This window comes from Spiroplasma endosymbiont of Glossina fuscipes fuscipes, assembly GCF_049669535.1.
Taxonomy (GTDB): Bacteria; Bacillota_I; Bacilli_A; order Mycoplasmatales; family Mycoplasmataceae; genus Spiroplasma.
Genome location: NZ_CP187162.1, coordinates 816847 through 831761, shown reverse-complemented (window position 1 = coordinate 831761; position 14915 = coordinate 816847). Strand labels below are relative to the sequence as shown.

Genomic DNA, 14915 nt, shown 5'->3' with positions numbered 1-14915 from the left:
TATGGAAAAAAATAATATTAGTATTAATGAATTTTTAAATAAATATAAAGCTAACGAAGATGAAGATGATTTTAAATATGATGTTAAAGTTGGTCATTATTTTGTTGAAGGAGATTGGTCATTAAATTTTAAAGAATTACATCTTGATAAATATAATATTGATGAATTTAAACAGTTAATTAAAGATTATGATAATAATCGTAAATATTGAGAAGAAAATGAAATTTGTAAAGATTGTGAAAGAAGAAAAAGACTAAGTGAAATTTGTAAAGGAGATGAATAATATGAACTTAAAAGATTTATTAAATGAAATGTTTGATAATTATCCAGATTGTTATAAAGATTATGGTTTAGCAATTATGGATCGTTATGAAATTGAAGTTGAAAAGAAAAAATTAACACCTGAAGAAATTGATAATCTTACTCATTTATATTTTGATAAACCCAAAAATAATTATATTGTAAATGAAGATTAATACTTATTTTAGAAAGGATGATTAAAAAATGAGTAAATATGCTAGTAAAGATTGAATTAAGAAACATTCAAAAGATGGATTATATCTAAGTTATAATGAAAATTATATTTTTTGTCCAACTCATCGAAAAATGTTAAAAGTTGTAATTAATGATTTAAAAAAATTGATTGGAGATGATAAATAATGAATGATGTAGTTAAAAATATAGTAAATAATATTACATTTCAATTTCCTTTAAAAGGAGATGATTTTAAAAATGCAAGTCTTTTAGCGTATAATATTCAAAAAATTAAAGAAGAAAATAAACAAGAATTAACTGAGTATATTTTTAGACATATTAATCATTATGCATTAAATGGTTATCAAGATGTTCATTTAAAAGATATTCCAAGTGCTATTACTAAAAATAATTTTGTTTTTAAAGAATGATTAGAACCTATTCAAAAATTATTAGATGAACATAATAGAATTGGCAAAATAATTACTAATTATAGAAATTATATTGAAAGATACAGAGTTGAAATTAATAATAATTTGACACAAGCTCGCAAACAAAAACAACAAGAGTTTTTAAAAGAACAAGAATTAAAAAAGCAAGAATTAATTGAAAAAGCAAATAATTTAACTGTTGATATGGGTTTAGACATAGACCAAATTCAAGATGAACAAGTTCGTGTAATGGAAAAAAATGAAGAAATTGATAAATCACTTGATCCAAAACAATTAAAAAAAGTTGGTATTAATATAATTAAAGAAAAATTATTAGTAAAAGATATTGAATTAATTGGTATTAATGATGATTTTTTACAAAATGCAGATAAATTAGAACTTATTAATTTAATTAAAAATTATTTAATTATTGATGAAAAAATTGTTAAAAATGAAATTAAAAACCAATGAGATAGTAATAAAGATATTAATTTAATTGGCATTAAAGGTATTAATTTTAAAATAAATAAAGGAGATAAATAATATGGCAAATGAATTACAGCAATATATTAAAGGTGCAATTATTAAATATGAAATTAAAGTTAATGATAAATATTTAAAAGAAAATATTTTAGCACTTGAAGAATTAAAAATGAAAAATGGACAATCTTATATGCAATTAATTAATAATGCTGATAATGCTAAAATCACAGCATTAGGAATTATTAAATTAAGTAATAAAGGATTAATTTTTAGTAAAGATTTTAATATTATTCCATTTAAAAATAAATTAACAACTATTATTGATAGTAAAGTTTATTGTAAAAAAATTGAAGAAGCAGGATATAGTCCACGAAAAGCAATTATATTTAAAGGTGAAAAATTTGAATGAGATACTTTAAATTCATGTCCTAAAATACATGATATTAATTTTAATGCAAATACTAGTGATTATAATGAAATTATTGGTGCTTATGCTTTTGCAAAAGATATGAATGGAAATTATCAAGGTATTTTATTAAGAAAAGCAGATATTGATCGTTTAAAAAATAGTAGTCCAAGTGGAAATAGTGAATATTCACCTTGAAATAAATGACCAAAAGAAATGGTTGAAGCTAAATTATATCGTAAATTAGCATTAGAAATGGGTATTGATATTTCAGATATTGATTTAGATGAAAAAGAAATTAAAGAAGATGGTAATTTTGAATATATTCCATTTAATGATATTACTGTCGCCAAAAATAAGGGGCAAATGAGCGATGAACCATTATCAAATAATATAAATACCCCATCTTATACAGAAATAGCTAACACAAACGATAATGTAGTTAAAGAAGAAGATATATCAAATGTAGTACCAGCAGTTAATAACAATGATGAAGAATGAGCAACTTGATAAAAATTGGTATTGACCCATCAGGAACTGGTACTACCGCTATTGCTATTTTTGAAGATAATAAACTTATTAGAAAAGAATTGTTTGATAATAAAGATTGAAAATGTCATGCTACTTATATTATTGAAATTATTTGAGAATATCTATATCAAAATGAAATTATAAATATTGAAAATTGCTTATATACAAATTCTAATGGTTCAAAAGACCGTGATGATTTATTAAGATTATTAGGTGTTGTTGAAAAACAATTTTGAAATAGTATTAATTGAGTATCACCAAAGCATACTAAATCAGTTGTTAAAAATATGGAAAATTTAAGTAAATATAATGATAATTGTTTATGAGAATTTGAAAAAGATGTTAATTTAACTTATGAATATGGTAAAGGTTGATTCTATAATAATGAAAAAATAAGTAATCATCTCCGCGATGCAATTATTATTGCTAATTATGAGGGTTAATTATGAAACAATCATATAATCAAAAAACAGGAAAATATTATTCTAAATTAATTCGTAATGTTAATGTTTACTTAAATGAAAACCAAGAAAAAGTATGAAATGAATTACCTGAATTATATACTAATAATCAAAAAATACAGCATTTTATTAATTATTATATTATAAATAATAAAGGAGGAAATGATAATGAATAAAGTAAAATATAAAATTAACAACGATATTATTTTTTCTATCACAAAGTATTTAGTTGAAAAATATAATATTAAAGAACCTGTTAAATTACAAAAAATTTTATATTTTTTATATTTAGATTATTTAAAACAATATGATGAAAAATTATTTGATGATGAATTTGAAGCATGGATTTATGGTCCAGTTATAAGAAAAATTTTTAACCATATAAGATATAATGGATATAATTTTATTGAAATAGAAAGTTATACTGATAAATATTTAGAAATAGAAAAAATACAATACTTAACAGATGAAAAAGTGAAAAATTTTATTAATGAAAATATAAAAAAATACATAAATATGTCATCAATAGAATTAGTAGAAAAAACTCGTTATTCATTACCATGAATAAAAGCAAGAAAAAATTTAGGGCCACACGATATATCAAAAAATAAATTATTATTTAAAGATATTCAAGAATTTACAAAAGGCAACAATGATAATGAATAACTATATATTATGTTATAAAACCTTACAAGGTAATAGGCCTTGTAAAACACCATTAGGTAATTATATTACTGGATCAGATATTGAAGATATAAATATTAATTCAACTGAATACTGAGAATATTATAAAAAAACATATGGGGAAAAGAATTTAGTTATATTAGAAAATAAAAAAGGAGGTTAAATAAATGTGTGGAAATTGTAAGTGTCAAAATTGTAAAGATGAAAACAGAAGAATTAGAAAGAAAAATTATGCTTTTGAATTTTGTGAAGAACAAATAAAGAGAAATCCAAATCAATTTGGAATCAGAATAATAATGCGTATGATAGAAGATAACTTTTAGAAAACAAATAAAAAATAACCTTAATTGGTTATTTTTTTAAATACTATTTGTTAGTTGTCTAATAGCATCTTTTTGTGCTTGTTTTTTGTCGTTTACTTTAACTTGTTTTTTAACATTTTTAATTTGACCTGTTTTTAATGCTAATTCTGTTGCATATTCAGGTCCTCGTAAATGTTTTTCGTGTGCAATAACAGCAGTTCTTAATTCTCTAATTTCTGCTTTATATTTTTTAATTTTTTTAGCAGATAATCCAAGAATACCAAGACTACCCATTCCACCAGCACCTGCTAACACAAGTAAAGTAATCATTAATGTTTCATTCATTTTTTTAATTCCTTTCTTATCCTTACTCAAACAGTGGCCATCCATCCTTTCAGAACAAAATAATTTATAAATTAAACTATATAACCACCCAAAATATCAACCGCCCCTATATAGTTTATCTTAATTTATATTTAATTCTTGTTTTTGTTTTTTAATGTTTTCATTCTGTATATTTTTAAATATATCTTCTGTTATACCATCTAATTTATTTCATGCTTTTGCTATTCGTGGTTGAATAACACGCGGATTAATTCGACAATCTAAACAATGTCTTAAATGGTCTTTTTTTCATTTTGATTTATCAATTCAAATAATAATTAAAGAAATTATTAAAGTAATTAAAGGTAATATTGTAAATACTAATCCCATTTTGGATATTTTTAATCGTGGTATATCAATTTTCATATCTACTTTGGGTTTACTACTAGCAACAAATATACCCTGGATTCCGTGTGTAAATAAAGGTGTTAATAAAATAGCAATGCCATTACCTCAATATTGACCATAATTATACCAATTAATATTATCTTTAATTGCATTAATCATTCCATATTCTAATCAACAATTTAATACTAAAAATATTAATGTATAAAAACTAACTACTCAACTACGAATTTTATATTTTCTTTCTCATTCTCTAATATCTTTATGAGTTCAATTATAAGTCGGAATAGGGTCTTTTTTAAATCAATTTCACGGTAATGCACCCTTTAATCAAGTTGTTTTATCTTGTTTCATTAATTAAACTCCTTTCTAACTTATTTTTTTCTTACGCATAATTACAATATTTTTTATTTTTTCATATATTATATTTTTTTTATAAACTCTTATTTTTTTATCAGATACTTTAAATGAAATAGTATATAAATTATCTTGATTTCAAATAGCAATACAATTATTATAATAATTAATATTATCATTAATTGGATAAAAACTTAACATTCCTGATATGTTATCGTTTCCTAATCCATATACTGATATTTTATATTCATAATTGCTATCATATTTATTAAAAATATAACTTGTGCTTTCTGATATAAAATCACTAGTATCTACAATTTCTCAATAATGATGTTGCGTTGGAGTATAATCTTTTACTTCAATTGTATTATTTTCTCCCATTGTTAAAGTACGACCTAAATTAAAATTAATATGATTATCATTACTAATACTAATACCAACGCCATTTTGGATTTTATCTTGTTTAGTATTAATATCTTGTGATGTTTTTACAATATATTTACCATTTTGCTTATCAATATAATTTTTATCTAAATCACTATTTTTAATAACATCTGATGGAACATCGCCACCTTTTTTTGCTTTTCAAACTCCATTTTCATTATAAATTGTATCATTATCAAATGGAACTATTAATTTAATATATTCGTTATAATCAATCTTACTAAAATCATTAATAGTTGGATAAGTAATATTTATTGAATTATCTGTTTGTAATCGTTCTTTTAATCAAAATAATAATGTTGGATAAAAAGTTTTTTTACTAATATGTTTATATTCTTCCTCTCATGAATGAGCATAATTATCTAAACTATAATTATAAGGTCTAGATACTGTTTTACTAGATATAATATCAATAATTTCACCTGCTAATTTTAAAGCATTTTTAACATCACGAGTAATATTTTCATTTGCCTCAGGGTCATTAGTTTGTGAATAAGCAACGCCACCTTGTGAAAATGAAGCACCACCAGTTAAATCATTAACTCCTTTTGGTAAATATCAATTAATAACTGCTAATAAACAAGCAGATTGAATATAACTTAATCATTTATCATATTCAATTAAACCAGTATTATCTTTTTTTACTCAGGGAAATAAATCTTTTTTATTTATTTTATCGGAAATTGTTCCACCTGATAATCTATCCATTCATAAACTAGTTTTTAAAATAGCATTATAAATTAAATTATCATTATAAGCAGATTGTTTTCTATCATTAATAGGTTGTCAAAGTTTACTTTCTTTCACATCTTCAACTGTTATAAATAACAAATTACTTAAATTATTTTCCATATAAAACACCCCTTAATTGATTACGATATTTATTTTTTAAATTACTTGGCTTATAACTATTAACTCTTGTTCTTGTTTTCTTAATTGTTTTAATAGATTTATTAACCTGATAAAATTTATTATTAACTGGTGTTTTATATAAATTCTTAATGTTTTTAACATCACTTCGGCGTTCACGATACCATTTTTTATTATTAATTTCACCAGCAAAATTAAAATTAAAATGTCCAATTTTTAAATTATTAATAAAGTTTTTAATTTGTTGTAATTTTTGAACTGTTGGTAATGTTAATTTAGTAGTTTCTTTGGGGTATTTTTCTTTTAATGCTTGTGGTAATCGTTTTTTAATATAATCTCTTAAATGACTAGGTAATCATTTTCTTAATCAATATCTTCAAAATAATGTTCCAGCGTTAGATACAGCATTACTTAATAATTTTCAAATTTCAACTGGAACACTAGGATAAACATATGGACCATAAAATTTCGGATTTTTTGCTGTTTTTGTATATATTAAAATAGTTAAATTACCTGTTAAAGTTAACTTATTTGTAATATTAAACATACCGCTATCAAGTCAACTACTATTTAAAGGTTGTCAATTAGTATTTAGATAATTTTCATTTTTAAATTGTTCTCTATTTTGAATATTATTATCTTTTTCTAATTGACTTAATATTTGTTGTATTTCTTTTTTATGACCTTTTTTAATTAAATCTAAATAAGTAAATGGATTTAATCACTGATAAATATCTTCAATTTTATTTGTAATTTTATTATATTTATCAGTAATATAATTAATTGGCTTTAATACTTTATTTTTAACTTGATTAACTCTATTAATTAAATTTACAAATTTACTTATTAAAGGTTTATTTTCTAAATTAGATACTAATAAAGTTAAAACGCGTAATATTAGTAAATTCATTGTTTATTAAGAATTTTTAATTTTAACATCAATCGGATTTGTTTGACCAGTGGCGTTATTTTTAGCTTCAATTTGAACGGCAACAGTTTTATCATTTGTAATATTAATTGGTCAATCTTCACCTTTACTTTCAATAAAGTAATCAAAATCACTTTCAATTAAAGAACTATTTACTGCTTTTACTGCTTTTAAAACAACATCTTTAAATTGTGGTTTTAACTGTTCTGGTGTTGTTTGTGTTGGATCTGCAACATGAATAGTAGGTGTATCTAATTTATTAATTTTACTAATATCAATTTTATTTGGTTCTGGAATTACATAATCAATAGGTACACGATAAGTTTTATTTAAATTATCATATGCTTGTTTAACTTCTTCCTTAGTTGGTGCTTTTTCTAAAATAATCTTACATGTTTTTGGATATAAAATAGTTGGTGTAGCATATTGTACTTTACCAATTCATTTAGGGTTAGCAGTATCATTATCCAAAACTTGTTGAATAGTATCCATATTAATTGGATATGCTCATACTTGTTTATTAATAATTAAACCATTTACATTAGTAAAATTATAACCTTTATCACGGTTAACTTGTCCTTGTGTATATGTTTTTTCTAAATGAAAACTTTTAGATACAGGAATACCCATTGCTGTATTCTCGTATAATTCACCATTAACCATTGCTTTTAATTGGGCTTGTGAACCAATTACTTTTAAATAAGCAGGTGTTAATCCTAAATAGGCTCTACGACCTAAAACCATAAACATTTTATCTGTTGGCAATCCAAAATATAAATTACTAATTTGATTTGTTAATTCAATCAAAGTTTCATTTAATGTAAAGAATGCTTTATTTGCATCATCTGCATTTTCTGCTGTATAACTACGAAATGGAATTACTTCATATTGACCATCTGCTAAGCAATAATCATAAATAGCTTGAATTAATTCACATTCTAAATTAACAAATTTATTCTGTACAACACTAGAAATAGCATTAGCAATAACACCATTTTTAATATTTTGTTCTATTAATGCTAAATCAAAAGCCTCATTCATTAATTTTAAATTAAATCTTTTATCAATAGGAACTGGAATTCTTGTTAATCCCATTGTTTGAGTTGTTCCACCATTTGGTAATGAATAATCATTTTGTCATACCACACGATGAGTTAAATTATATAATGCTTGACCAGCATTTGGTAATCAAGCAACTTGTTCTGCTGTTGCAGTTGCATATTGCATAATACTTGCATATTCATTATATAAAGGTCCACGCAATAAAGCATTAACCATATCAACATATGCTTTTTGATCTGTTGTATTACCTTCCAATGTAAAAGGTACTTGTGGCAAATTAATTGTTGCCATAATATTTCACTCCCTTATTATCTAAGGTTTTTAAGTGTATAATCAGTTATTTTTTTAATTTCATCAGGAGTATATGCTCCTTTTTCTTTAATAGTTTCAATTTCATCATTTTTATTTTCAGTAGATTTTTCAATCATATCTTTAATAAAATTAGTTGGTGAAACTGATGGTTGCTCTTCAACAAACAAATCAGGTTTTAATTCTTTTAAAGTTTGCATTTTTTCAATTAAAGAATTACCACTAACTTTATCTAAATTAGTTTTAATATCTTCAATTTTAGTAGATGGAACATCTTTAAATGCTTTTAATTCATCTAATTCATTAGATAATTTAATAAAGTCTTCTTTTGATATAACATCTTCGCGTTTTTGCACACTTTCTCTAATTTGCTTTGCTTCATTATTAAACTGATTTAAGATATTTTCAGCAATTTCTTCACTTAAACCTTGTTCGATTAATTGTTCTTTTGTAAGTGCCATTTTATAAACCTCTCTTTTTTTATTCTTGTCCGATTAACAAGTCAGCATAAACTCTTTTTTACGGAAAAAGATTAAACCTATGTTTTTAATTATATACCAATAGTTCACAATTACAATACTTTTTATATAATAAATCTAAACTTAATATATTTTATTGCTAATTTAGCCCTTAAAACAATTAATAAAGGTATTTACAAATACTTATATTTATATATAATTAATATTGTAAATAAACTATATCATCAGAGAAAGGCTGTAAAGTCCAGGTTATTTATTGTTTTTGGTCCTGAGTTAAGGAATTTTGTTTATTTTATATCCTTTAATAAATTGGTTAATAACAATGATGATTGAGTGGATTAACCTAAAAAACAGTAAAAAAAGAAATTTAATTATCTCTTTTTTTATTTTTTATTATATAATTTAACTAATAGAAAAAAGGGTTAATTGGAATGAAAAGATTATTAAGTATTATTGGTGCAATATCATTACTAGGAACAAGTACAACAAGTTTAGTTGCTTGTAATAAAACACATGAATATACACCCGAAGAATTAGCAAAATTAAAAGAAGAAAACAAAATAAATACCAAAGATCAAACTATTAGAGATAACTTAGAATGAATTGCAGCACAAGAAAAACCATTTAATACAGTTGATAATAAATGATATTATGTTGTATGAAAAGGTAAAAATTGAAATAATACAAAAATTAAAAATGACCAAGAAATAATAACACCTCCAAAATGAGAATATAGATATAAAGATTTAGATATAAAAAAAGAATATAAACTTCAATTACGTTATTACTCGCGTAATAATACTACAATTGACTTAATTATTTTTAAATCAATTAATGACCCAAGTTTAATATGGAAAAAAGATACTAATAATTTTAAAGTCTACCGTTGAAATTTAGATATAACAGAGCCTAATTTAGTAGTTGATAATGATGGCAATATAAAAGTTGATGGAGAATAAAAAAAGAGATTTAATCTCTTTTTTCTTTTACCTTGGTTTAATTATAATTTGGATTGGGTTATCACTATTATTTAGTATATTTAATACACCCAAAGCATTTAAGTCTATTGTTATATTTTTATCATTACCAGAATTATAAAAATCAAGACCATTATCAGTATTACGCAGAAATAATTGAGCAAAAAGTACTTTTTTAAATCTAATTTTTAATTTCATATCATTTGTATAATATGCTTGTAAATATGTTTCTTTAATTTTATTATCATCATTATCAGATAATTTTGTTATTTGAAGTAAAAAATTAATATCACCTTTCCCTTTTTCTGTTGTATAACTATTTTTATAATTTCCGCTTGGTAAACCATTTGTAGTGCCTGTTAAAAATGTTTGAATATCATTAACTTCTATTTCATCAGTATATATAATTTTTTTCTCAAAAGTAATATTATCTTTTTGTTCTAACCCTGTTTTTTGTAAAGTAATTTTAGATAATGAACCATAATCATATCAGCAATTTCCTAAACGACCACCAGTTAAATTAACATCTCTATCTTTAATAAAATGTTCTATGTTAGGTTTCAAACATCTAACTTGTAAATTATTAATATTACTTATTTCAATAGTTTTATAAGCATCTTTAAATTTATCTATACTTTGAATTGTTGGGTCAATTTGTCTTAAATCAATTTCAGTTTCATAATAAGCATCCTTAAATTCATCAGAAAATAAATTAATATAACTATTAGGAGTATTTGAGCGGTTACATTGTGCTGGTGCTGTAATTTTAGTTATTAATGCTTGTCCTGTTTTACCATTTCAAATATCTTGTGTATAAGGTTGATAGTTATAAGGTACTGGTGGGAGAACATATTGTGGGTAATTAAAGGTTGGTATTTCATAGTCGTGTGGGAGTAAGAAACTAGTTTTATAATTAGTTGTCATATCTCGTAAATAATTATTTAATACACTTTTTGTTTTTCCACGAAAACTCCATACTGATAAGCGTAAATAATCTTCTTCATTATTAGTATATGGATTATCAGCATAAAAGATAATTTCAAAATTACCTTTATATAATGCTTGAATTGAAAACATATCAATTATATAACTACAATTTGTACCATCAGGTGTTTGTAAGAATTCACAATCATCATCTTGTTCACTAAGAGTAACTGGTGTTTGAGCATCAACTGCTTTAGTTTGTTCATTAATTAAATAAACTCGGTTAGTTTTAGGATTTAATTGTTTTAAATTATATGTTGAATAAACTAACTCACTTGTTTTTGAACCATCGTTAGTTAAAACAGTACCTTTACATTTATCAGTTAATAAAGTTGTAAAACCTAAACTAGGTGAAGGCTATGTAATTCCTAAAATAATATGAGATGATTTAGGTATTCCAAAAGATTATGAAATTAACGAGAAATTTACTGGTGATAATGGTATTAAAAGTATTCAATTAACTTTATTAGGTAATAATGGTTTTACTGCACCAGTTATTTTTGGTCGCCCGATTGAAAATTTAGGGAAATGAAATGAAAAAGTATATCCACAGCGTAGATTATTTATTGATAATTTAAAAATGCCAGTAGCAGATAGTTTAACAAAATCATCTAAACCATTAACTACTTATTTATTAACAAATGGAATTCCTGCTATTAATGGTCAATATGATAATTGATTAAAAAGAAAACAAGGTCAATCTAACCAAGAGGTTAAAAAGAATTATGAAGGATACTTAAATACTGATAGAAAATTAACTCAAGCAACTAACCCCAATAATTTAACAGTTAAAGATGTTGCTTTAAATTATAAAGGTAATAAAGTTATTAAAGATTTTGATGTACGAGCAAATGGTTATTTTAAATATAATGTTGATATTGGATATAATACAATTAACCCAAGTAAAAATCGTGGGCAATTAAAAGATATGTTAAATTTATTTAGTATTATGGTTAATCATATTATTAGTTTGCCAATAGATATTACTGAAAGTATTGCATGAACTCAGCGTGATATACCTATTGTTGGTAAATTTTTAAATGCAATAAGTTTAGGTATTCCGATTTATTGAAAAACTATTGATAATAATACTAATAATTTATATCCAAATATTAAAACAGGAATTCCCTTATTTATTGGTAAAGCAAATTATACATTTTATGATGAAAGTTATTGACCTATTGTTGAAGATAGTACGCGTCCCCAAGCAAAAAATCAAGGTAATATCCCCTTAGATGCATTTAGATATAATACCCAAGATGAGGTAAATGATATTATTGGTGCTAGTGCAAGTAACACAAGTTGAGCATTTACTTTAACTGATAAAATAACAGTATCAAGATGAGGCAAAAAATCAAAAACAGAAGATGGTAAAAATTATAGAATTAGTAGTGTTATGATACCTCAATCATTTAATAATGAAGATAGTATTTATTTAATTAATGAAGAAACAGTATCTTTACCAACAATGGAAAGTGAAAATATATTAACTGATATTGTTGGCAGTGGTAGATATATAATTGATGCAGTTGGTTTTTATAATTTAGGTAAAACTGCCTGTCGTATTTATATGTTTTCTGATGATATTGATATATATGACCCATATTCAATTATGAGTTATTTTGTTAGTTTACAAACTACAAGTTTATATAATAATTCAGTACGAGATTGATTAACTCTTTATTCACTTAGTTATTTAGATCAGTACATAGATGATGATATCGTACACGATTGACCTGTTAAATTACCAGACCCACCACCAAGTATTAATTTTTATCCAGTACAAATTAATTTAAGTAAAGCAAATATTGAATTAAATGTTAAAAGTACATGAGATGGTTGATCATCTACTCCCGATGAAAAACAATATTCACAAAATATAATATTATTTGATTTTGGAACATTTGGAGCAACTGATTGACAAACAGTTATAGATAATTATGATAGTTTTACAATTAGTACAAACTCGGCAAGAGTAAGAATATGAGGATATCCAAGTGGATCTGGGGGAAAAATAAAAGAATACATTAATGAACCATTAGGAGTAAATACTGAAATTAAAATTAAAGATATTAATAATTCTGGATTTACTGTTTTTGAATATTTAAGAGAAAAAGATTATCCTTGAAATAGAAATAAATCTGGTTATCATTTTAAAACCCAAATTGTATTTTATAATGATAGTGTTAAATTAAAAATGCGAGTTTTATATGAATTATTTGTTAGAGGTGGTAATTACGATATTATCGCTGAAACTATGGAGGGAAATTTTAAAGTTGAAATTAATCCACTAGCATACATTAAATTAAAAGAAAAATAGGTTTTTATACCTATTTTTTATTCTCCTTTAACTTTTACATTACCTTTGTCATCAATAATTAATTCAGGTTCCTTAGTATCTAAATTTCAACGATAAACTGATTTAAAATATGAACCATCATCAGCATATCAAGTATGATCTGTATTAATAATGCCTTTTTTAATTAAAAATGTATAATAACGAAAATAAGGAGGTTTAAAAATAAGACTATATTTATCATAATTATCTATTTTTTTTCATTATTTGTATTATTTTTAAATTTACTAAGTTTTCAATTATCATTTTTATCACCACGCCATACTACATAATAATATTTATTATCCACAGTATTAAATGGTTTTTCTTGTGGTGCTATTCATTCTAAATTATCTTTAATAGTTTGGTCTTTTGTATTTATTTTGTTTTCTTTTTTAAATGTTCTAATTCTTCCTTTGTATATTCTTGTTGTGTTTTATTACAAGCAACTAAACTTGTAGAGCTTGTTGCTGTTAATCCGATTGCTCCTAAAATGCTTAATAATTTTTTCATATGTATTATCCCTCTTTTATCTATTTTATTCACATCTTTTTTCGTTGCATATTAAACAAATATCGTATTTATTGTCATAGTTTTTATTTTTACTCTTATAAATAGCATGATTTAGATCTAAAAATAAGGGAGTAATAATAAAAATACCTAAATTGTTATCGTTAATTGTACTAAAAAATAATCTAGGTTTATTCCCAGATAAACCACATTGAAATATATTTGCGCTAATTATATTTTGAGATATTCATTCATCATTATAATTAAATTCTTTAAATTTGTAAGTCAGATACAAAATGATTATGATTTCCCTTAGAAAGTTCACTATGAAAACGATTGTTTTTAGAAATTGTTATAAAGTTATCAAAATATGTTTTAATAATTTTTTTAATTAAATTTTTATCTGTTTTGTATGTATATCTAATACCATATTTTTTAAAATCCATACAACCATAAATAAAATTGTTATAGTTTATTAAATTCTTCACTTTTTACAAATTTTTTTATTAACTCAAATGAAATAACTTTATCAGATGGCTCATCATATTCTAATTCTCCACGGGTTTCTTTTCACGGTAATGTATTATGACTTTTTTCTACTAACTCTATTGGTGATAATGATAAATATTTTTTAATATCTTCATCAATAAAATTTTTAATATCTTCATCATCCAATTCTTTTATTTCAGTTAATTCATATTTATCATATTCTTCAATTAGTGAAAAAATACAACCGTTATTTTTCATATGGTTAAAAATTTTTCTTATAACTGGCCCATAAACTCATGCTTCAAATTCATCTTCAAATAATTTTTTACCATATTGTTTTAAATAATCTAAATATAAAAAATATAAAATCTTTTGCAACTTAGTTGATTGTTTAATATCGTATTTTTCAACTAAATATTTTGATATAGAAAAAATAATTTCATTATTTATTTTTTTATTTAAACTTTTCATATTTTTCGCTCCCTCTTTTATTTCTTTACTAAATTATATAATAAAAAATAAAAAAGAGATAATTAAATCTCTTTTTTTGTCGGGCAGCTTGCCTGCTCTCTAAGAACACACCAGCAACTTTGTTTCTAGAAGTATTTACCGACTAGACTCTGGCCGACAGCAATTACATTTATAATTGCTTATACAATTATTATAAACT

22 protein-coding genes are annotated in these 14915 nt (G+C 23.5%); 12 read left to right on the top strand and 10 right to left on the bottom strand.

The window, feature by feature from the left end:
• The first annotated feature begins 1 nt into the window (after position 1).
• Genes ACOBWH_RS04890 through ACOBWH_RS04845 form a run of 10 tightly spaced genes read left to right on the top strand, consistent with a single transcriptional unit; the run spans position 2 to position 3793 of the window.
• Entirely contained in the window at positions 2 to 283 is a 282-nt protein-coding gene (locus tag ACOBWH_RS04890; protein WP_424525738.1) for a hypothetical protein, read from the top strand.
• A gap of 1 nt (position 284) precedes the next feature.
• Positions 285 to 476 (top strand): hypothetical protein, encoded by a 192-nt coding sequence (locus ACOBWH_RS04885; RefSeq protein WP_424525577.1) that lies wholly within the window; start codon positions 285 to 287, stop codon positions 474 to 476.
• 28 nt (positions 477 to 504) lie between these two features.
• A complete protein-coding gene (locus ACOBWH_RS04880) occupies positions 505 to 660 on the top strand; it encodes a hypothetical protein (protein WP_424525579.1) in 156 nt (51 codons plus the stop codon).
• Positions 660 to 1448 (top strand): hypothetical protein, encoded by a 789-nt coding sequence (locus ACOBWH_RS04875; protein WP_424525736.1) that lies wholly within the window; start codon positions 660 to 662, stop codon positions 1446 to 1448. Before ACOBWH_RS04880 ends, ACOBWH_RS04875 begins: the two co-directional genes overlap by 1 nt.
• 1 nt (position 1449) lies before the next feature.
• Entirely contained in the window at positions 1450 to 2307 is an 858-nt protein-coding gene (locus tag ACOBWH_RS04870) for a recombinase RecT (RefSeq protein ID WP_424525734.1), read from the top strand.
• Complete coding sequence (locus tag ACOBWH_RS04865) at positions 2292 to 2768, top strand: hypothetical protein (protein ID WP_424525732.1); 477 nt, start codon at positions 2292 to 2294, stop codon at positions 2766 to 2768. The genes ACOBWH_RS04870 and ACOBWH_RS04865 overlap by 16 nt, the downstream gene beginning before the upstream one ends.
• A 2-nt stretch (positions 2769 to 2770) precedes the next feature.
• Positions 2771 to 2962, top strand: a complete 192-nt coding sequence (locus ACOBWH_RS04860; protein ID WP_424525671.1) for a hypothetical protein — start codon at positions 2771 to 2773, stop codon at positions 2960 to 2962.
• The gene (locus ACOBWH_RS04855; protein ID WP_424525669.1) at positions 2955 to 3452 is read left to right on the top strand and encodes a Panacea domain-containing protein; all 498 of its coding nucleotides are present in this window, start codon (positions 2955 to 2957) and stop codon (positions 3450 to 3452) included. The genes ACOBWH_RS04860 and ACOBWH_RS04855 overlap by 8 nt, the downstream gene beginning before the upstream one ends.
• Positions 3445 to 3633: a hypothetical protein gene (locus tag ACOBWH_RS04850; protein WP_424525667.1), complete on the top strand. Its 189-nt coding sequence runs from the start codon at positions 3445 to 3447 to the stop codon at positions 3631 to 3633. The genes ACOBWH_RS04855 and ACOBWH_RS04850 overlap by 8 nt, the downstream gene beginning before the upstream one ends.
• Before the next feature lie 4 nt (positions 3634 to 3637).
• Complete coding sequence (locus ACOBWH_RS04845) at positions 3638 to 3793, top strand: hypothetical protein (RefSeq protein ID WP_424525665.1); 156 nt, start codon at positions 3638 to 3640, stop codon at positions 3791 to 3793.
• Between the two features lie 36 nt (positions 3794 to 3829).
• Here ACOBWH_RS04845 and ACOBWH_RS04840 read toward each other — a convergent pair whose 3' ends face one another.
• The 6 genes from ACOBWH_RS04840 to ACOBWH_RS04815 form a co-directional block, all read right to left on the bottom strand.
• The gene (locus tag ACOBWH_RS04840) at positions 3830 to 4162 is read right to left on the bottom strand and encodes a hypothetical protein (protein WP_424525663.1); all 333 of its coding nucleotides are present in this window, start codon (positions 4160 to 4162) and stop codon (positions 3830 to 3832) included.
• Positions 4163 to 4237: 75 nt separating this feature from the next.
• On the bottom strand, positions 4238 to 4855 hold the full coding sequence (locus tag ACOBWH_RS04835) for a hypothetical protein (RefSeq protein WP_424525661.1): 618 nt from the start codon (positions 4853 to 4855) through the stop codon (positions 4238 to 4240).
• Positions 4856 to 4870: 15 nt separating this feature from the next.
• Complete coding sequence (locus tag ACOBWH_RS04830; RefSeq protein WP_424525659.1) at positions 4871 to 6154, bottom strand: hypothetical protein; 1284 nt, start codon at positions 6152 to 6154, stop codon at positions 4871 to 4873.
• Complete coding sequence (locus ACOBWH_RS04825; RefSeq protein ID WP_424525730.1) at positions 6144 to 7082, bottom strand: hypothetical protein; 939 nt, start codon at positions 7080 to 7082, stop codon at positions 6144 to 6146. Before ACOBWH_RS04825 ends, ACOBWH_RS04830 begins: the two co-directional genes overlap by 11 nt.
• 6 nt (positions 7083 to 7088) lie before the next feature.
• The gene (locus ACOBWH_RS04820; protein WP_424525655.1) at positions 7089 to 8453 is read right to left on the bottom strand and encodes a hypothetical protein; all 1365 of its coding nucleotides are present in this window, start codon (positions 8451 to 8453) and stop codon (positions 7089 to 7091) included.
• Positions 8454 to 8470: 17 nt separating this feature from the next.
• A complete protein-coding gene (locus ACOBWH_RS04815) occupies positions 8471 to 8932 on the bottom strand; it encodes a hypothetical protein (RefSeq protein WP_424525728.1) in 462 nt (153 codons plus the stop codon).
• A gap of 449 nt (positions 8933 to 9381) precedes the next feature.
• On the opposite strand from ACOBWH_RS04815, the gene ACOBWH_RS04810 reads away from it, so the two are divergent.
• Positions 9382 to 9909, top strand: coding sequence for a lipoprotein (locus ACOBWH_RS04810; protein ID WP_424525726.1), 528 nt, complete (start codon positions 9382 to 9384; stop codon positions 9907 to 9909).
• 27 nt (positions 9910 to 9936) lie between these two features.
• Here the strand turns inward: ACOBWH_RS04810 and ACOBWH_RS04805 are convergent, their stop codons facing one another.
• A complete protein-coding gene (locus tag ACOBWH_RS04805) occupies positions 9937 to 11004 on the bottom strand; it encodes a hypothetical protein (RefSeq protein WP_424525724.1) in 1068 nt (355 codons plus the stop codon).
• Positions 11005 to 11491: 487 nt separating this feature from the next.
• Here ACOBWH_RS04805 and ACOBWH_RS04800 point away from each other — a divergent pair, with 487 nt between their 5' ends.
• Positions 11492 to 13231 carry a hypothetical protein gene (locus ACOBWH_RS04800; RefSeq protein WP_424525722.1) on the top strand — a complete coding sequence of 580 codons (1740 nt, stop codon included), beginning with the start codon at positions 11492 to 11494 and terminating at the stop codon, positions 13229 to 13231.
• 393 nt (positions 13232 to 13624) lie between these two features.
• On the opposite strand, the gene ACOBWH_RS04795 is transcribed toward ACOBWH_RS04800, so the two are convergent.
• From ACOBWH_RS04795 to ACOBWH_RS04785, 3 genes are all read right to left on the bottom strand, one after another.
• Entirely contained in the window at positions 13625 to 13759 is a 135-nt protein-coding gene (locus tag ACOBWH_RS04795; RefSeq protein ID WP_424525720.1) for a lipoprotein, read from the bottom strand.
• 269 nt (positions 13760 to 14028) lie between these two features.
• Positions 14029 to 14202 (bottom strand): hypothetical protein, encoded by a 174-nt coding sequence (locus ACOBWH_RS04790; protein WP_424525718.1) that lies wholly within the window; start codon positions 14200 to 14202, stop codon positions 14029 to 14031.
• Between the two features lie 19 nt (positions 14203 to 14221).
• On the bottom strand, positions 14222 to 14716 hold the full coding sequence (locus ACOBWH_RS04785; RefSeq protein WP_424525716.1) for a Panacea domain-containing protein: 495 nt from the start codon (positions 14714 to 14716) through the stop codon (positions 14222 to 14224).
• Positions 14717 to 14915 lie beyond the last annotated feature (199 nt).